This window comes from Campylobacter sp. JMF_04 NA10 (assembly GCF_027737655.1).
GTDB lineage: Bacteria > Campylobacterota > Campylobacteria > Campylobacterales > Campylobacteraceae > Campylobacter_B.
In genome coordinates this window covers 264,643-282,527 of sequence record NZ_JAOVTZ010000002.1, presented here as the reverse complement: position 1 = coordinate 282,527, position 17,885 = coordinate 264,643, and the positions used below count along the sequence as shown (strand labels likewise).

Sequence of the window (17,885 nt, the reverse complement as noted above, 5' to 3'; positions counted from 1 at the left end):
AATGAAAGTAATCGTAAATGTAAAATTGAAAAATGGCGTTTTAGATCCACAAGGCAAGGCCGTCAAACACGCCCTAACTTCGCTTGGTTTTAGCGGTGTAAATTCTGTAAGCGTGGCTAAACAAATCGAGCTTGACATGCAAGGCGAGAACAAAGAGGCGATTTACAAAAATGTAGAGCAAATGTGCGAGGACCTGCTAGCCAACACCGTTATCGAAGATTACGAGATTGTGCTATGAAGGTAGCGGTTATCAATTTTCCGGGCACGAACTGCGAACGCGACACAAAGTATGCTTTTGAGCGTCTTGGTTGCGATGTGGAAGTGATTTGGCATAAGGATACTACGCTAAATGCCGATTTGGTCGTGCTTCCTGGCGGTTTTAGCCATGGCGATTATCTAAGAACGGCTGCGATTGCGAAATTTAGCCCTATCATGGAGGCTGTGCGCGCTCACGCCAAAAAGGGCGGGTATTTGCTCGGTATTTGCAATGGATTTCAAATGCTTTTGGAGCTCAAACTCTTAGAGGGCGCGATGAACCGCAACATAAATTTGAGCTTCATCTCTAAATATCACTATCTAAAAGTCATTAGTAATGACAATAAATTTCTTGCTTGTTGCAAAAATGGCGAAATTTTAAATATCCCTATCGCACACGGCGAGGGCAATTACTATGTCGATAGCGAAAATTTGAAAAAAATGTATGATAATGACCAAATTTTGCTTAAATACTGCGACGAAAATGGCAATGATTTAAACCCAAATGGCTCGGTTGATAGCATAGCTGGTATTTGCGATAAAAACAAAAAAATTTTTGGTCTTATGCCGCACCCTGAGCGCGCTATCGAGGAAATTCTCGGTGGAACGGACGGCGAAAAAATGCTAAAAGGGCTAGTTTGTTAAGAAGAGTTTTAGCCCTTTTTGGAATTTGCGCACTTAGCCTAGCTGCGCCAGAGGTTAGCATAGATTCGCTTGATGATTTGAGCAAATACGCTCCGAAAAAATCGGAGCAAACTAGCTCTACTGAGGGCGCACAGCGTGATAACTCTCGCGTAATGATGAAAATGAACAAGCGCGAGGTTATGAATAAAAATCTAAGCCTTGATGATTTAAAGGCGCTCGCGCCGACAAATGAGGTGGATTTGGATATTTCAGATGATAAAATTTATGAGGATATCAAACCCAAAGAACTCACCCTTAAAGTCGATGGAGCGCCTAAAAAAGCCTATTATAATGAAATTTTTAGGATAAATTTCAGCGTGTATTTAGGTCAAAAAGTAACCGTTACGCCAAAGCTAGCGATTGATCGCACGGAGAATTTAATCTGGCTAAACGAGGATAATCTCTCGTGGATACAGGGCGATGAGATGTTTGAAACGACGCTGTATTTTAGCGCAAACGGCGAGGGTGCGAAGATAAATGACATTATTCTAACCTTAGAGCGAAATGGCGAATTTTTTGAAAAAAGCTCGATTAAACCGCGCAATCCTGAGTTTATCAAGCTAGAAAAAAGGGAAAATTTCGTCCATATTTCAGCCGATGATTTGAAGCTGAAAAACTACAAAACCGCTAAATTTGATGATAATTCAAATTTACTCACCTTAGATTTAAGCGTGCGAAACGGCGCGCTTGCCTCATTTAGCGTGGATAATCCAGCCATTATCAAGCAAGGCGTGGATTCTGTGCGTGGCGGATACGCTAGCCAGAGTGGGTATTATTTCGCTGTAATCGACAAAAATGTGAAAAATTTCGATTTTAGTTATTTTAATCTGCAAACGAAAAAATTCGAAAATTTCGGTATCGAGCTAAATCCGCAGGCCGAGGATCTTAGCACGCAAATCGGGCTCAATCCGAAAGAATCCAAATTCGAAGCTTACAAACAAATCGCCATTTACACCCTTGCAGCGGTGCTTTTGGTGATGTTTTTGCTCAGCAAAAATATCACTCCGCTGATTTTTGCGGTGATTGTTTTGGCGCTAAATTTGTATTATCAAAACCCTTATGGAAACGGCAAAATCGCCAAAAATACCGCTGTGCATATCCTGCCGATACCGACATCTACGGTGTTTTATGTCACCAAAGAGCCTCAAAAGGTCGAAATTTTGGGCGAAAACAAGGGATTTTATAAAATCATGCTAAGTGGCAGCAAAATCGGCTGGATCAAAAAGGACGAAATTGTCAAGGATTAAGGCGCTTTTTTACTCGTTTTGGTTCATCGCTACGGTAATGGTCGTAATCGTGCTGATGTGGGCGAAAAACAGCTCGCACCGCACATTTCGCCGTATGTGGGGCAGGTGGCAAAGATACGCCGTGGGTTATGATATCGAAATCATCGGCTCGCCAGACCCGCAGGTGGGGCTTTTTATCGCAAATCATCAAAGCATTATGGATATCGTGGTTTTAGAAGAAACGCACCCTGCAAACATCTGCTGGATAGCCAAAAAAGAGATTGGCGAACTGCCGATAATCGGCAAAATTTTAACCCTGCCAAAGATGATTGCCGTCGATCGCAAAAACCCTCGCGAGCTCGTGCGAATCGTGCATGAAGTAGATGATCGCATAAAAAATGGCCGTGCTATCGTGATGTTTCCAGAAGGCACCAGACATCGTGGCACGAAAATGCTCAAATTTCAAAATGGCGCAAAAATGATAGCAAACAAACTAGGCCTTAAAGTCCAGCCTATCGTGCTTATCGGCACTGGGGCGATTGCGGATTCGAAGGAATTTCGCGTGCGAAGCGGGCATGTGAAAATCATCTACCTAGACCCCGTCGATACGAGTGATAGCGCATGGCTAGAAAATACCCGCGCTAAAATGCAAGCTATCATCGACGAGTACGAAAATTCAGGGCAAAATTCAGAGCAAAATTCGGCTAGTAATAGTAGCGGACAGTGTTAAATTTGGCTAAATTTGGGGAAATTTTGAAAATTTTAATTCTGTTTTTTTCATTTTTACTTTTTGGCTGTGCTAGCGAAAACACCCTCTCTCTCATCGCTGTGGGGGACAATCTAATTCACTCCAAGCTAATCGAGGGCGCGCATGATAAAACCGCCAAAAGCCACGATTTTAAGCCGTATTATCGCTTTATCAAAGATGAAATCAAAGACAAAGATATCAAAATCATAAACCAAGAAACAATCCTAATCGAAGATAAAAAAAAGCTCTCTGGCTACCCAAATTTCGGCTCTCCGCTCGAAGTAGGCGAGGCTGTGAGGGACGCTGGGTTTAATCTAATCGCCCATGCGACAAACCACGCGCTCGATAAGGGTGAAGAAGGCATACTAGATAGCGCGAAATTTTGGTCTGACTTCGAGGATATCGCGTATATCGGCATTTCGCCAGATCAAAATAGCAGTAAAATCGTTAAAATTTTGAAAAAAAACAATGTTAGCGTCGCGTTTTTGAACTACACTTATGGGCTAAACGGCCACATAATGCCAAAAGGCAAAGGGTATTTGGTGAATTTGTTAAGCGACGAGGAAGAAATTTTAAGCGACTTAGAGCTTGCGAAAAAACACGCCGATTTTGTGGTGGTTTTGCCACATTGGGGCGTGGAATACACGCACAAACCAACAGCCACGCAGAAAAAGCAGGCGCAGTTTTTGGCAAACTCTGGCGCAGATCTCATCATCGGCACACACCCGCATGTAATCCAGCCATTAGAGCTCATCACCACAGATGATAACAGAAGCGTGCCGTGCTTTTATTCGCTAGGAAACTTCATTTCTAATCAAGACGAAAGCGCGCGCATGCTGGGCGCCATGGCTGATATCGTAATCGAAAAAGAGGGCAACGCGACAAAGATAAAAAGTCTGCGCGCAGTCCCGCTAATCACGCATATTAGCCCATACTCGCACGATTTTTCGGTGCATTTGCTCGCTCGCTACCCTGAAATGCTTGCGATGACGCACAGGCTTAGGCGTGTTGGGGACTTTAAAACCGAAAATCTTAAAACGCTTTGGAACAGCGTTTTTCCTGAGTTTGAAATTAAATAAATTTGATTAAAAGGGGAGAGTGTGGAATTTGAAATTTGGCAAATTTTGATTTTAGTTGCTGCGGCGTTTGCTGGTGGATTTATCGACGCAATCGCAGGCGGAGGCGGGCTGATATGCCTACCTGCACTGCTTGCAGTGGGTATCCCGCCACACCTCGCCCTTGGCACGAACAAGCTTCAAGGCACATTTGGCACATTTTCTGCGGCGCTAAATTTCACGCTCAAAGGACTCGTCGATCCGCGCAAAATCGCCCTAGCGATAGTCTGCACGCTCATTGGCGCATTTATTGGCACGCGCGTGGTGCTTTTAATCGACGCGAAATTTCTAAACTACATTATCCCGGTTTTGCTTTTAGCACTTTTTATCTACACTGTGCTAAGCCCAAATTTAGGCGAGAGCGAGCGCGCAGCCAAGATGAGCAAAAATTTTTTTTATGTTTTATTTGGTCTGCTTTTGGGATTTTATGACGGATTTTTCGGACCTGGGGCTGGGTCGTTTTGGACTTTTGCGCTAGTTGGCGTGCTAGGGCTTCACATGAAAACTGCCGTCGCGCAGACAAAAATTTTAAATTTCGTCTCAAATATCGTATCGCTAGGCGTGTTTATTATCGGCGGACAGGTGCTGTGGATGATAGGTATCATCATGGGTTGCGCGCAGATAGTAGGCGGCTGGATGGGGTCGAATTTGGTCGTGAAAAAGGATGTGAAATTCGTGCGCACGATACTGCTTTTCGTCGTTGCATGCACGATTTTAAAGCTACTTTATGGACTGATTTTTGGCTAAAATTTGGTAGTTTTATAAAAAAACTTAAATTTATTGGCTCATAAGTTAAAAGTGGCTAGAATTTTTTAATTTTTTTTTGAAAGGATACTGTATGAAGGTAATTTCGACAAAAAAAGCCCCAGGTGCCATTGGGCCGTATTCACAAGCAATCGTTGCAAACGGATTTGTTTTCACTTCTGGTCAGATTGCGCTCACGCCAGATGGCGAGTTCGCTGGCGGCGATGTGAGAGCGCAAACTACGCAGGTTATGGCTAATTTAAAAGCGATTTTGAAAAAGGCTGGAAGCGACTTTGACCACGCGATTAAAACCACGATTTTTTTGGCTGATATGGGCGATTTCGCAGCGGTAAATGAGGTGTATGGCGAGTATTTCAAAGACACTAAACCAGCCCGCTCAACCGTTCAAGTCGCAAAACTCCCAAAAGACGCTCTTGTAGAAATCGAAGTCATCGCAAGCGTGAAATAATTCACAAAATTTTACTAAAAATTTTACAAATCATAGGAAAAAATTCCTATGATTTTTTAAATTTAGCCCAAAATTTGGGCGCGAAACTAAAAATCTCACTCGCTTCTAGCGTCGCTGATTTCATATCCGAAATTTATCGTTTTTGCCTCGCTGTTATTTAGCCTGAATTTCCAGCTTGCTCGGCCCTCAGTGTCGATATTATCAGCTTTTGTGCCACTTTTATCAGTGATTTTGACTTTCTCGTCTGCGCTTAGTGGCATTTTAGCGAGTAGTTCGATATCCCAAGCCCTTGCGCTGGTGTTTTTCACCTCGTAATTCCAGCTAGAAATCGTGGTTTTTTTGGTGCCAAAAAAGTTTTCTTTGGTGTTTTTTTCATCGATTTTTTTGGTGACTTTGATTAGGCGATTTTGTCCTAAAAACACGCTACTATCCACACCCGCAGGTATTTCCTCGCGCCAGTCCTGGCCTGCATTTACTCCGTCGATTTCGATTGTCGTAAGGGCGTGGTTGAGTGGTTTTTCAAGCTTTGTTTTGGCCTGCAAAAACGCTAAATTTTGGCTGTATGCGTCGATAAAAATGCTAAATTTCGCCTCTAAAATTTGCTTGTCAAAGTCGATTTTCGCACTCTCATTTGGCGCAATGCTTAAATTTTCAATCGTGTATGAGTTCGATAGTGTCAGCTGGGCATTTGTCGCCTGCACGGCGCGGTTGCTCATCGCAGCCCTTGGCGCGGCACTTAGCATGGCTTTTTGCATATACACGCCATCTGCTTCGTAAGTTTGCCCACCGATATAGTGCGCCCGAAACGGCCTTGGGGCGAGCAGGGCAGAATACGCATACGGATAAATCGCCACACTAAGCGCGTCAAGAGCCGAATTTAGCGGGTTTTTCACGCGGATTGATTGCGTGATAGCAAGTTTTTGCTTCTCTGTATCAGCGCTGATTTTCGCGCTCGCACCTTCGTTTAAAAACACTGCGTATCGCAATACAACGCTCTTTGGCGCGCACGCAAAGCTTAAATTCGCATGCCTCATTTGCGCGCTAGGTGTGCGTGCGATTTGCTCGTTTAGCGCGCTCTCATCGGCTTGAAGCTTTGCGATATTTTCAAAATCCCTTAGCGCGCCCATGTAAAATTCATCTGCATTTCCGCTACCAGAACTAGCCAAACTTTTGCTAAATTCAATCTTAGCCTGGATTGCCTTTTTTTGCGCTACTACCTTTGCGAGTGCCTCTTCTAGGCGTTTTCTCTCATCGCTTTTTATCTCATAAATCCCGCTGTCCCCTAGGTTTTCTAGCTCGCACTCGCTTTTGATTTCAAGCAGACCTAAATCGAGCGAGGCAGGGATTTCTACGCTAAATTTCGCAGAGCCCGGGCTAAAAGTTTGGGTCAAAAAACTATCGTTTTGATAAATTTCGATGAAATTTTGCTTTGGTTTTTCTAGCTCGTTTGCGCCACAGAGCGCGCACGATACGATTAGTGGCAGGGTTAGGCTTTTCATTGTATCTCCTTAAAAATTTTCAAAATATTAGTAATTTAAAGTAAATGGTAGTTTAAAAGTGTAAAATGAAAGCTTTATAAAATTTTTAGGGGTGAAATATGCTAGAAGCGCAAGATTGGGAGTTTTTGAAGGGAAATTTTTGCGATAAATTTGATTTTGAGGGCGATGATTTGGGCTTGATTTACAAAAACGCGTATAAAAAGCGCCTGAGAATGGGGCAGATAATCTATGCTAGCGAGGATTGTTTGGGTTATGTTTTGCTTCGTAGCGGGCTTTTGCGCGCATTTATCGGCACTGGGGGCAAGGAGCTGACCGTTTTTAGCATACAAAACGGCGAGAGCTGTATGATCTGCGATACTTGCAAGTTCGCCCTTGCCCAAAACCGCCTTAGCGTCGAGGCTAGAAGCGAGTGCGAGCTCATCGTAATCCCGCCAAGCATTTTTAAAATCCTAAAAGAACGCTACCCTGCTGTGCTAAATTTCGCCCTAGAAATCGTAGCCAAACGCTTTTCGCAAGTCATAATGGCAAGCGAGCAGGCGATTTTCGCGCCACTTAGCGAGCGCATAATGGGCTTTTTGCGCGAAAATTTGGGCGCAAACGGCGAAGTGTGCGCGACGCACGAAGATATAGCCAATCATATCGGAAGTGCCAGAGAGGCGGTATCGCGCGTGCTAAAAGAGATGGAAAAATCAGGCAAAATCGCCCTTAGCAGGGGCAAGGTCGTGGTGATTGAGATTTGAAATTTTGAAATTTTGCGTTTTGTTTAAATTTTGGTTTGAAAAATACTGCGCCGAAATTTTTTGAAATTTTAAAATTTTTAAAATTTGGCTAGATTTTAAAAATTTAGCCAAATTTCGCGCTAAAACAGCCCCTTTAAAATCCCTTTAACAGCCTCTTTTGCCTTGTCTTCACGGCTTTTTTCTTTGGCGTTGTTTTGCGCATCAGAATTCGCGCCAGTGTTTTGCCCTGATTTAGACCCCTTATCGCCTAAGAGTTTGTCGATACCCTTGCTGATTTCTTTGTTTAATTTTTCCTTCAAATACGCAGAATCGACGCTATATTTTGGGTTTTGCGTGGTGCCGGTGATTTGGACGCTAATATCCGTTTTTTCGATATTTGCCTTAACTGGGATATTGATTTGCTTGCTTTGGGTGTCAAATTTGCCCCCGCTCACATTTAGCTTGCTTTTTTGCGCGCTCATATTTGTGTTAAAAGTGATTAAATTTTGCACGATTGTGCCATCTAAGGTTACATTATTATAAACTTCGCCCGCTAAATCGCGACCTAAAATTTTGCTTACAACGCCCATAAAATCGCTACTTTTGAGGCGTCCTTGATTTATGAGGGAGTTAAATTTACCCTTTTTTGCATTTGTGTTGTAGCTAAAATCCATGTCCCCAACGCCGTCGTAAATGTGGCGCACACCAAGCATATCGGTCAGCTCTTTGACCGCGAATTTTGTGAGTTTGACGCTGACATCATCGTTTATCATCTTGCCGTTCATCGCCCCGCCAAGGATATTTGACGCAAACGAAACGGCGAAATTTTTAGGCTTGTAATCAATTTTGCCGTTTGCGTTAAATTTGCCAAACAGCTCAATGCCAGTTAGAAATTTCATTTTGCTTAAATTTGGCACATTTACGCCATAATCGGCGTTTAGAGTGCTAGTTTTGAGATTATAAGTGCCAGTTATTTTGTCGAAATTCGCCAAATCTGAGCCGAGTTTGGCGGTAAAATTCGCAAGCGAGTTTTTGATATTTGCGCCAAAATTTAGGCTAAATTTCGTATCGCTTGGGAAAGATTTGCCACTAAGTTTGTCGAGGTATTTTTTATAAAGCACGCCATTTGCGATATTTGCGCTAAGTTCGCCATTTATTCCGGAGGCGAGATTTAGTTTGGCTTCGCCGTTTATCGCGCCATTTCCGATAGCCTCTAAGCCCAAAAACGAGGTTATAACTGCCAAATTTAGCGATTTTACGCGCACGCTTAGCGCGCTAAGGTTGCCACTAGCTATCAAATTTCCACCAAGCGCGTCGAGATTTAGGGCTAGGTTAGCTAGTTTGCCCGATTTTAGCGTGATATCAGCCACACCCTTGCCAGAGCCTGAAAATTTCTGCCCTGTGATGTGAGAGAGTTTGGCAAAGTCGCTAATAGCGAAATTTGCGCTTGCTTTGCCGTCTTTGCTAGGCGCATTATACGCGCCATTTATCACGGCTTTAAGCCCATTTTTAAAGGCGTTTATGTTTGTGTTTTTTAGCGTAAAATCCTTAAAATCGCTGATTAGCTCGCCGCTAGCGAGTAAATCGCCAGAGGTTTCGTAATTTATGATTTTGGCTAAATTTTTAAGCTCAGGTACGCTTAGGGTAAAATCGCTTTGAAGGGTGCGTTTTTGCATATCAAAAACGCTTTGTTTCGCGCTTAAATTTGCCAAATTTGAGCTGATTTCGCTCGTGGCTTTGGCGATACCCTCACTCACGCTGATATCGGAGTTTAGCGCGATTTTAACGCCACTTGGGATAGTTATGTTTAAATCTTTTAGCGCCTTTTCATTTAGCAATAAATTTTGCGATTTTATGGTTGCACTGCCCTCTGGTGCGCCGTTTTTGGCGATGATATTGGAGTTAATGGCGACATTTCCAGTGGCGTAAAGCGGCTGACCTGCCACGGCTAAAATTTTGGCGACATTTAAATTTGGCGCTACGATTTGCAGGTCTGTGGGCATAAAATCTGTGAGATTAGCTAGAAATTTCACATCGCTATCAAACGCCCGTCCTGCGCCGTTTGCGCTGATTTTTTGCATATTTCCTAGCACGCGACCATTTAGCGAAATCGCTTCCCCGTCAAGTGCTACGCCAAAGCTTTTTAGATCTTTTGCATTTAGCTCGTAGTTTGTGTCGAAGCTTTTGGAAAAAATGTCGTATTTGCCCACCAAATGCGCTGAAATTTCGCCATTAATTAGCGCCGTAATGTCGAAATCGTCGCAGTTAAGGTCGAATTTATCTAGCTTAATATCAAAGCCTGTTTTTTGCGAGAGGTATCGCTCGATATATGGCTTAGTGATAGAGTTGCCAAAATCGCTCCAAAGTAGCGCAAAAACCCCGCCGAAAATCACTCCGATAAAAACCAAAATTCCTATGATATATTTCATAATCTGCCCTTTAAAATTTTTCGTAAATTTTATCGCATTAGATTAAAATTTTATGCCAAAAATTTTGATAAAATAGGGCAAAATTTACTAAATTTCAAGGATTTTTCATGCTACCGCTAAAACAAGTGGAAAATAAAAAAAATAAAAGATTAAATCAAATTTTTGAATTCGTCAAATCCCGCCCCGCAAAAACGCAAGAATTAGCCCAAATTTTCGGTGTCAATGCAAAGACGATAGGTAGAGATATGGAAATTTTAAGGGATTATGGCGTGGTGAAAGAGGGGTGGAGCTGGAAATACGACCCTAGCGCACAAATGCAGGATCTAAGCGATGAAGAGAGGCTGGTGCTAAGCCTGATAGCAAGTCTGTGCGAAAACATATCCTCTGACTTTTATTTCAAAAATAGCGAGCTGATTTCTGGGCTACTTGGGGGCATGGACGAGCAGATTTTGGCGTTTTTTGGCAACGAAAAGCTGGATAAAAAATCAATAGAAAAATTTAGCCTTGTCCAAAAAGCGATAAAAAACAAAAATATTATCAATTGCACTTACGGCAAGCATGAATTCAAAGCAAAACCCCTAAAAATCGCGTTTTTGGAGGGGTTTTGGTATTTGTTTGTGTTTGATTGCGGCGAAGGGGATAGGTTTAAGAAATTTCATTTCAAAGATATCGAAAATATAAAAATCACGCCCGAGGTTTTCAAAACATCTGTGCAGGTGCAAAAGCGCATAAAACAGGCGCGCTCGGTGTGGTTCGAGCTCGAAGATAAATATAGGGCGAGGCTGTGGATAGATGAAGTGATCGCGAAGTATTTTAGGCGCAAGCCATATATCAACTGCGATTTTACAAAGGAGTGCGAGGACGGCTCGATCGAGATTGAGTTTGGGTTTAGCAATCCTATGGAGGTAAAACCGCTGATTTATCGGTTTTTGCCACATATCAAGGTCGTCGAACCAGCCTGGCTAAATGATGAGATAAAGGCGCAAATCGCGGGGTATCTAGGCGAGATAAGCTAGTCTTGCAAACTTTGCTTATCTCGCGATTATCACAAATAACCAGCTTCAAGCCTATCGTTTATGCCATCTAGTCTGTGCTCTAAATCGATTATTGTGTTTTCTAAAACCGCTATTTTCTCTTCTAAATTTGATATTTTTTTCTCTAAGCCTAGCGGGTCTATTTTATCCTTATCATCGTAGCATGGCGAATAATCAGTAATTTTTTTATCGCCAACTTTGAAATTTTTGATTATTTGTATAGCTTCTTCTTCGTCCTTGACGCTAAATGTGCCAAAATGAGCACCTGCCGGTCTGAAAAGTCCAAAACTAATCTTGTTTTCTTTCGTATCGACAAGGCAAGCCATTCCGCTGCTATCATTAACAAACGCATTTGAGCCTTGTTTTCTTTTTAAAGCACCGATTTCTAGGGGGAATTTGTCTAAATTTAGCATATTTTTGTCCTTATAAACTTTGTATTGAGTAAAATTTGGCTCTTAAATTTGAGCCAAATTTTTTAGTAAATTTTTCAAATTTTCTATCGTGTCGCTGTTTGGGTCGTGAGCTAGGATAAATTCATTAGGATTTTCATTAGGATTTTCATTAGGTTTTAATTTATCTTTTATCGTTGAAAAATCAAAATTTCCCACAAATTCTATATGCCAGCCATCATCTAGACAATATAATTTTTCGATAAAATTTTCTATTGCTGCGTAAGAATAGCTATTATCGCCATATTTGATAAAATACTTTCTGTCATTTATTTCTTTGTCGAATTCTTTTTCTATATTTTTTATAACAGCACAATAAATAAAAGGATTAATATGCGTGTAGTATATACCAACACTTAAACCACCCATTTTTTCTATTTCAAATTTGTTTCTATATTCTTTTATTATAAATACATTTCTATATTCATTTTCTTTTTCTTCTTTTTTAAATTTACCTTTATAATCGACATTAAATTTAATATCTGTTTCTTTGAAAAATATCTCTCTATATTTCACAAAATAATATCTCCAATCTCGTTTTTGTTGATTTTCACAATCCATAATATATCGTTCGCAAGTTGTTTTAGGATTGAGATTTTCTTGCGCAAATAAGTCGATTATATCTTTATATTTGTCATTATTATTTGAAAATACAAAATTCCAACAATCTTTTAATCCTGAGCCTATATAGTATTTGTTACCGATATTTGTATCACCATGATAAATAAAATCTATATTTTCGTAACGAACAAGCATTCCTAAAATATCGACCGCTTTCGTTTGTTTGTCAAAAATATTATTAACATTGTTTAACAAATTTGAGTATTTTTCGACATTGTTTCCATAGGCTTTATATACTGCACCCAAATCGCCTTGAATAATTTCGCTGTCTTCTAATTTAAAAATAATTTCTTCTATATCTTTTAAATTTTTGCTTATGTTATTTTTCTCTTCAAAAAGTTCTTTATTTTTTGTGAAATTTATTTCTTTGCCATCAATAAAATTTAAAATAGAATAAATATCTTGCGCTCTTAAATTTGATTTATATGTAACACCGCCTCGCCCATCAGGTTGTTTTATAGAACACATTATATTTCTTGCTTGTCTAACTAGATATTTTGTATTTTCTTTTTGATAGTTAGAAATTATTATGAAGTATATAACTTTTTCATAATATCCTTTTTCAATTTTCATAAGGAATTGTTTTATATCTGTGTCTTTGTTTGTATCTTGTTTGCCCCAATAAATCGGCACTTCTTTAAAAATTTCGTTTGCATATTTTTCAATTTCATTTACATTATCCAAAGCTGAAAATAGAAATTCTATATTTTCTTGCGAATTTTCATAAATTTTTAATGCTTCTCTTTTATCAAATTCTACTTTTTTGTCATCTTTTGCTTCTTTTTGGCTGTTTTCGTTGCTTTTATAAAACAGCATTTCGCTTATGAAATAAAAATATCTCATAAAGGCTTTATCTGCACTATCTGCTGGGTTTTCTTCTTCTTTTTTATCTCTAAATTCCCAAAATTTCTCAGCCCAATCTTTATCGATTTTATTTTTAAAATAACGCAATAAGTGTCTAAATTTTTCTTTTTCTAACAAATCTTCAAATTTTGCTTTAAAATTTTCAAATTCAGTTAGCCCTTTGCCCCTTGCGTTCATTTTTATATATAGCTCGTCGCTTAGACCAAATTCGCCCATATTCAAAAAATCAAAGTCTATTTTGTTTAAATTCTCTTTGTTTAAATTTTTGCCCTTTGCTTTTTCATGTATAGCATCGAGCATATTTAGCATTGATTTTACCGTTGGGTCGTTTTGCCAAAATGCTAAAAATTTTGCATCATCTTTGATTTGAGCCGAAATTTTTTCATTATTTTTCAAAACTTCACAATTTAAATTTACCATCATATTGCAAAATTCCCTAGAACTAGCCCTTGTTTCATAACGGAATTTTGACTTTTTTTCGCCGTCTTTCAATTCGCCAAATCCAAAATACCAATGCAGTAAAAATAGCGTTGTTAGGCGTTGTTGCCCGTCAAGCGGGATAAATTTGCCGTCTTTTGCGCTTCCATATATAAATTCAAGGTGCAAATTGGCTTTTTTGCCACTTAAAACTTCAAAAATAGAAGTCAAAAATCTCTCCCTTATCTGTGCTGTTTTTGTCTCTTCTCTGCCTTGTGCGTAATCCCTTTGAAGCATAGGGATTTCTATCGTCATTGGTTTTATATTTTTTTCTTTATTACCAATCATCAACTCTTTAAAATTTCTTATATTATTACTCATTTTTCTTCTCCAAAAAATTGATTTAATGTTTTAATAATGCTTTGATGATAGTTTTTCATATCATCGTTAGTCCATTTAAATCTATCAAACGCTGTATCTGTGCTGTCGCTATAATACTTCATAAAGACATTTTTGGTGCAAATCGGTATAAATTCGCCTCGCTCGTCCATTTCTTTGATTTTTTCTCTTTTTTTTGGAAATATGGAATTGTTTAACTCGGAATTTAGATTTTTAGATAGCAATGCTAAATTTGAGATATTATGTATATCTAAACTATCTTTTCCAAAATTTTTTAAAATTTTATTTTGCAAAGTTTTAAAACTATCATCTCTTTCTTGTCTATTTTTGGTGTTTTTTTCAAATTTTTTTATAAAATCTTCAATTTCATTAATAATTTCTTCAACATTTAAAAATTTTTTTGCATTTTTCAAAAACTCACTTTGTTTGTCGAAGTCTTGTATCTCTTTTTCATTTTGTGCGTGTATATGCTCCAAACTCCACTCTTCGCTATTGAATTTATTAAAAGAAAATCTAGTGAAATTTGACTTTGAATTTAAAATCGTAGCTATATTAAACAAAAGTAATGCATTTGTTATCTGCTGATAATTGTCATTGTAGTTTAATGCGTCCTTGTCATTTTTTGATAATTTATCTAAATCCATTTTGTTTTTTATTTCTAAATTTTCTTTTTTTTCGCCCTTTATTATACTTTTTAGAGATTTTTTAAATTCTGATTTGGTTTGTTTTTTTAAATTTTCATATATATCCTTTATTTGTAAATTCGTCGCTACTAAAAACCCAACCAAATGGTAAATTTCATAGTCTTCATACCAGTATCGTAAGGTCAAAAATGTTTGCTTGACTTCTTTCCAAAAATCTTCGTAAGGGTTTTTCTCTTCGTCATTTTCCTTTTTATTTGTATTGTTTGGCTTGTATCGTTTTTGCAATTCATAAAAAGTTTCGTATTTATCACTATCGTTGTGTTTTTGGTTTAAGCAAATTTCAAAAATCAACTCTATCCTAGTCGGATACGCTTCTGCTGTCGTCAAAAATCCCCAAACTTCATCATTTTGCAAGCAATATTCTATCTCGTCCCACTCTTTGGCAAGTTCGATTTTATCTTTTTCATTATCATGCGAATTTATCAGTGTCGCCTTGATGAGTTCAGCATTAGTTAGTGGAATTTTTCCACTATTTACATTTTCAAAAGTTTGCTTTTCATTATCGTTTTCTTTAAGCTTATACCAGATGACTTTGACCTTTTCTAAAAGGGTTTTTTTGAATTTTTCTTTGTCATTATGTTTGTCAAACCACTTTTTTATGGTTTTTACTGCCGTGCTGATATAAAATTTATCGGCACTATCATAGCAAATTTTGCTAAATTCAGTGTTCAATACATTTTCTCTTTCGTATTCTAATGTAAATTTCTCATCTCCCAATTCTTTCAAAATCAAATATATAGTTGTAAGCCTTTGCTGTCCGTCGATGACGCTAAATTCGCTAGTTTTTGGGCGTTTTTTTATCAAATTTTGTAATTTTTCATATTCTATATCGCCATTTTCATCTGCTTGTTCTTTGATTTTTGATAAATTTATATTTTTTTCGACATTTAATGGTTTTACTATTAAAGGTTGCAAACAATAAAAATCACCGCCTTGCCCCTGCGCTAAATTTGAAAAATCAAAAATATCATTAAGCAGGGCTTCAACTTGCGTTTCTTCCCACCTGTATCCTCTTTGATACGACGGAACTTTAAATTTATAATCCAATAAATCTTTGATAGATTTTAACTCCATTTTATACCTTTTATAAAAATTTTTAGTTTTTACGATTATAGCTAAATTAATAGACATTTTTTGTCAAATGTATCCCCACCCAGCTTTAAATTTGCTGTTTTTATCATGAAAAAAATCGCAAACCAAAATACTCAGTTTTTTCATCTATATTCTTGAAAAAATCTATTTTATCGTAAATGCAAGGGGTTATCTCTTTGCCGTTTTTATCGCATAGTCCCCATTTGTCATTTTTTTTGAGTTGGACTACGCTTTGATATTTATACCAAAATATCTCATCATATCTGAGCGGTAGTATAAATTCGCCTTTTCTGTTTATTACGCCATATTTTTCATTTTTACACAAAATTGCAAAATCATTCTCCAATGGCTTGGCCTCATCGTATATGAAATCCACCAAAACATTGCCCTCATTATCAATCATTCCCCATTGCTCTGTCACAAAATTTTCTTTTTCATCGCAAATTGTGATACAAGCACTATCCCAAGTAAAATCTCTAAAATGTTTTAGGGTGTTATAAATACAAGGAGCCAAAAATTCGCCTTTTTTATTTATCAATCCTTTATAGAGATGGCTATATATGTCATTTTTAATTTTTGTTTCTTGGCTTACAACGGCAACTCCGTGATTAAAAATAAAAGGCTTATCAAATTTTAGTGCGATAACAAATATGCCTTTTTTGTCAATCGATCCAAATTTGCCATTTAACCCTACACAGGCAAGTTCGTCTCTAAAATAATCAGCAAAATCATAGATACAAGGTATAACTTCTCGCCCCGATCTGTCTATATAGCCGTATTTGCCATCTTTGCTAACAAGGCTCATATCATCGTGAAAAGGCTCAATAACATCGTAGATAAATGGAGTTATAACTCTGCCGTTGTGGTTGATAATACCCATTAAATTGTTGTTATCATGGGCAACAATCAAGTCTTCATAAATAATATCGATATAGCTATAAATGCAAGGTATAAGAATCTTGCCTTTATCGTCTATAAGGCCATATCTGCCACCATATTCAATCATAAATAATGCTCTTTGCGGTTGGGATAAACATAACTGATTGATATCATCGTAGATACAAGGGATAATCTCATTGCCTTTCATATCGATATAGCCAAATTTGTTGTTTTTTTCGCTTTTTATAAAATTAGATTTTAATTCGTGGTTATAGCGTATAAAAAGTTCTTGATGCAAATATGTATAATTTCCTACACTATCATACTCAAACGGAATAATAACTTTTCCAAATTTGTCGATAAATCCCCATTTGCCGTCTTTGTTCGCACCAAAAAAATTGTCTTTGCAAAAGAAAATGCCATCAAATACACAAGGAAGAATCTCTTTGCCAAAATTATCTATAACACCACGCTTTCCCGATTTATTGACTATGAAGAGTATCTCATCGTGGGTGTATATATAGTCGTAGATAAAATCCGCTATCAAATTTCCCTTTTTGTCAAAAAGTCCGCATTTTCGACCAAGTTTAATGGCAACGATAAAATTTTTGTATAAGTGAATTTCATCGTAAATGCACGGGATTATCAAATTTGCATTTTCGTCGCAAACTCCATACATAAAATCTTTCATTACAGTTGTCATACCATACCCACAGCGTATCACGCCATCATATTCACAAGGGATAATCTCATTGCCGTTTTCGTCTATTAAGCCAATTTTTCCATCTTTTTTTATCGCTGCTGCATTTTTCATTTCCGCCCCTTTTTAAAATTTTTTGCGATTTTAACAGAAAAGATAGACATTTTTTGTCAAATTTGCCTGCTAAAATTGCAAATTCAAAGGAGATAAAATGACATATTTACGAGACATTACCGCTATCTATCCGAGCCAGTATCGCCCCACAATCTGCGAAAAAGTAGAAGCTAACGACGCTAGATTTTACAGATACATACTAGAAAAACGCCCTAGCAAAGAGAGCGCAAATGACAAAAAACTGCTAATCTTGCTAAGCAACCCCCAAGAATCCGACCTTTATATCTGCAATGAAAAAATGCGAAAAATCATCGAATTTTGCGAAGCTAGCGGCTATAATGGATACTGCGTGCTTAGCATTTATCCGCTAATAAGTTCGAATCCTGCAAATTTAAGCGAAAAGCTCTATGATAAATGCGATGCGCTGTATAATTTAAATTTGATAAAATCCAAAATCAAAGCCGATTTTAGCGATATTTGGCTAGCTTATGGCGAGTATGAATTGCCGAAATTTATGGTGGAAATTTTGGTTGAAATTTTAAATTTTGCCAAAAAATCTGGGAAAAATTTTTTCACGATAAATGGCAAAATATCTGGGCTTTCGCACTTCAAAAACGGCGTCAATCAAAAGATTGAAGTAGGTGAATTGAAAAGGTTTGAAGGCTTGGAGTCTGAAATTGAAAGATTAGAAAAAATCATAAAATTTGGCTGAAATTCAGCCAAA

General features: G+C 38.0%; 16 protein-coding genes. 10 read left to right on the top strand and 6 right to left on the bottom strand.

Going from position 1 to position 17,885, the window contains the following annotated elements:
- The first annotated feature begins 1 nt into the window (after position 1).
- The 7 genes from purS (at position 2) to OFO12_RS04285 (ending at position 5,241) form a co-directional block, all read left to right on the top strand.
- Positions 2-238 (top strand): phosphoribosylformylglycinamidine synthase subunit PurS, encoded by a 237-nt coding sequence (gene purS / locus OFO12_RS04315; RefSeq protein WP_270859018.1) that lies wholly within the window; start codon positions 2-4, stop codon positions 236-238.
- Positions 235-900 (top strand): phosphoribosylformylglycinamidine synthase I, encoded by a 666-nt coding sequence (gene purQ, locus OFO12_RS04310; protein ID WP_270869604.1) that lies wholly within the window; start codon positions 235-237, stop codon positions 898-900. Before purS ends, purQ begins: the two co-directional genes overlap by 4 nt.
- Positions 894-2,186: a hypothetical protein gene (locus tag OFO12_RS04305; protein ID WP_270869603.1), complete on the top strand. Its 1,293-nt coding sequence runs from the start codon at positions 894-896 to the stop codon at positions 2,184-2,186. Before purQ ends, OFO12_RS04305 begins: the two co-directional genes overlap by 7 nt.
- On the top strand, positions 2,173-2,895 hold the full coding sequence (locus tag OFO12_RS04300; RefSeq protein ID WP_270869602.1) for a lysophospholipid acyltransferase family protein: 723 nt from the start codon (positions 2,173-2,175) through the stop codon (positions 2,893-2,895). The genes OFO12_RS04305 and OFO12_RS04300 overlap by 14 nt, the downstream gene beginning before the upstream one ends.
- A 23-nt stretch (positions 2,896-2,918) precedes the next feature.
- Positions 2,919-3,992, top strand: a complete 1,074-nt coding sequence (locus OFO12_RS04295) for a CapA family protein (protein WP_270869601.1) — start codon at positions 2,919-2,921, stop codon at positions 3,990-3,992.
- Between the two features lie 21 nt (positions 3,993-4,013).
- Positions 4,014-4,775 (top strand): TSUP family transporter, encoded by a 762-nt coding sequence (locus tag OFO12_RS04290; protein ID WP_270869600.1) that lies wholly within the window; start codon positions 4,014-4,016, stop codon positions 4,773-4,775.
- A 91-nt stretch (positions 4,776-4,866) separates the two neighbouring features.
- On the top strand, positions 4,867-5,241 hold the full coding sequence (locus OFO12_RS04285) for a RidA family protein (RefSeq protein WP_270859012.1): 375 nt from the start codon (positions 4,867-4,869) through the stop codon (positions 5,239-5,241).
- A 95-nt stretch (positions 5,242-5,336) separates the two neighbouring features.
- On the opposite strand, the gene OFO12_RS04280 is transcribed toward OFO12_RS04285, so the two are convergent.
- On the bottom strand, positions 5,337-6,740 hold the full coding sequence (locus tag OFO12_RS04280; RefSeq protein WP_270869599.1) for a DUF4139 domain-containing protein: 1,404 nt from the start codon (positions 6,738-6,740) through the stop codon (positions 5,337-5,339).
- Between the two features lie 98 nt (positions 6,741-6,838).
- On the opposite strand from OFO12_RS04280, the gene OFO12_RS04275 reads away from it, so the two are divergent.
- Complete coding sequence (locus tag OFO12_RS04275) at positions 6,839-7,480, top strand: Crp/Fnr family transcriptional regulator (RefSeq protein WP_270869598.1); 642 nt, start codon at positions 6,839-6,841, stop codon at positions 7,478-7,480.
- Positions 7,481-7,599: 119 nt separating this feature from the next.
- Here the strand turns inward: OFO12_RS04275 and OFO12_RS04270 are convergent, their stop codons facing one another.
- On the bottom strand, positions 7,600-9,888 hold the full coding sequence (locus tag OFO12_RS04270) for a hypothetical protein (protein WP_270869597.1): 2,289 nt from the start codon (positions 9,886-9,888) through the stop codon (positions 7,600-7,602).
- A gap of 107 nt (positions 9,889-9,995) precedes the next feature.
- Between OFO12_RS04270 and OFO12_RS04265 the strand changes: the two genes are divergently transcribed.
- Positions 9,996-10,904: a helix-turn-helix transcriptional regulator gene (locus OFO12_RS04265; protein WP_270869596.1), complete on the top strand. Its 909-nt coding sequence runs from the start codon at positions 9,996-9,998 to the stop codon at positions 10,902-10,904.
- A 29-nt stretch (positions 10,905-10,933) separates the two neighbouring features.
- Here OFO12_RS04265 and OFO12_RS04260 read toward each other — a convergent pair whose 3' ends face one another.
- The 4 genes from OFO12_RS04260 to OFO12_RS04245 all read right to left on the bottom strand — a co-directional run bounded on the left by OFO12_RS04260 (position 10,934) and on the right by OFO12_RS04245 (position 17,161).
- Positions 10,934-11,335 (bottom strand): hypothetical protein, encoded by a 402-nt coding sequence (locus tag OFO12_RS04260; protein ID WP_270869595.1) that lies wholly within the window; start codon positions 11,333-11,335, stop codon positions 10,934-10,936.
- Between the two features lie 42 nt (positions 11,336-11,377).
- The gene (locus OFO12_RS04255; protein WP_270869594.1) at positions 11,378-13,654 is read right to left on the bottom strand and encodes a DUF262 domain-containing protein; all 2,277 of its coding nucleotides are present in this window, start codon (positions 13,652-13,654) and stop codon (positions 11,378-11,380) included.
- Positions 13,651-15,450: a DUF262 domain-containing protein gene (locus OFO12_RS04250; RefSeq protein ID WP_270869593.1), complete on the bottom strand. Its 1,800-nt coding sequence runs from the start codon at positions 15,448-15,450 to the stop codon at positions 13,651-13,653. The genes OFO12_RS04255 and OFO12_RS04250 overlap by 4 nt, the downstream gene beginning before the upstream one ends.
- A 103-nt stretch (positions 15,451-15,553) precedes the next feature.
- Complete coding sequence (locus tag OFO12_RS04245) at positions 15,554-17,161, bottom strand: WG repeat-containing protein (RefSeq protein WP_270869592.1); 1,608 nt, start codon at positions 17,159-17,161, stop codon at positions 15,554-15,556.
- A 97-nt stretch (positions 17,162-17,258) separates the two neighbouring features.
- On the opposite strand from OFO12_RS04245, the gene OFO12_RS04240 reads away from it, so the two are divergent.
- A complete protein-coding gene (locus OFO12_RS04240) occupies positions 17,259-17,873 on the top strand; it encodes a DUF1643 domain-containing protein (RefSeq protein ID WP_270869591.1) in 615 nt (204 codons plus the stop codon).
- Positions 17,874-17,885 lie beyond the last annotated feature (12 nt).

Excerpts from the sequence above, each read along its gene's own strand:
- OFO12_RS04250 (WP_270869593.1), bottom strand. The coding sequence starts at position 15,450 with ATGGAGTTAAAATCTATCAAAGATTTATTGGATTATAAATTTAAAGTT.
- OFO12_RS04240 (WP_270869591.1), top strand. The coding sequence starts at position 17,259 with ATGACATATTTACGAGACATTACCGCTATCTATCCGAGCCAGTATCGC.
- OFO12_RS04255 (WP_270869594.1), bottom strand. The coding sequence starts at position 13,654 with ATGAGTAATAATATAAGAAATTTTAAAGAGTTGATGATTGGTAATAAA.
- OFO12_RS04285 (WP_270859012.1), top strand. The coding sequence starts at position 4,867 with ATGAAGGTAATTTCGACAAAAAAAGCCCCAGGTGCCATTGGGCCGTAT.
- purQ (WP_270869604.1), top strand. The coding sequence starts at position 235 with ATGAAGGTAGCGGTTATCAATTTTCCGGGCACGAACTGCGAACGCGAC.
- OFO12_RS04245 (WP_270869592.1), bottom strand. The coding sequence starts at position 17,161 with ATGAAAAATGCAGCAGCGATAAAAAAAGATGGAAAAATTGGCTTAATA.
- OFO12_RS04280 (WP_270869599.1), bottom strand. The coding sequence starts at position 6,740 with ATGAAAAGCCTAACCCTGCCACTAATCGTATCGTGCGCGCTCTGTGGC.
- OFO12_RS04260 (WP_270869595.1), bottom strand. The coding sequence starts at position 11,335 with ATGCTAAATTTAGACAAATTCCCCCTAGAAATCGGTGCTTTAAAAAGA.
- OFO12_RS04275 (WP_270869598.1), top strand. The coding sequence starts at position 6,839 with ATGCTAGAAGCGCAAGATTGGGAGTTTTTGAAGGGAAATTTTTGCGAT.
- OFO12_RS04265 (WP_270869596.1), top strand. The coding sequence starts at position 9,996 with ATGCTACCGCTAAAACAAGTGGAAAATAAAAAAAATAAAAGATTAAAT.
- OFO12_RS04270 (WP_270869597.1), bottom strand. The coding sequence starts at position 9,888 with ATGAAATATATCATAGGAATTTTGGTTTTTATCGGAGTGATTTTCGGC.
- purS (WP_270859018.1), top strand. The coding sequence starts at position 2 with ATGAAAGTAATCGTAAATGTAAAATTGAAAAATGGCGTTTTAGATCCA.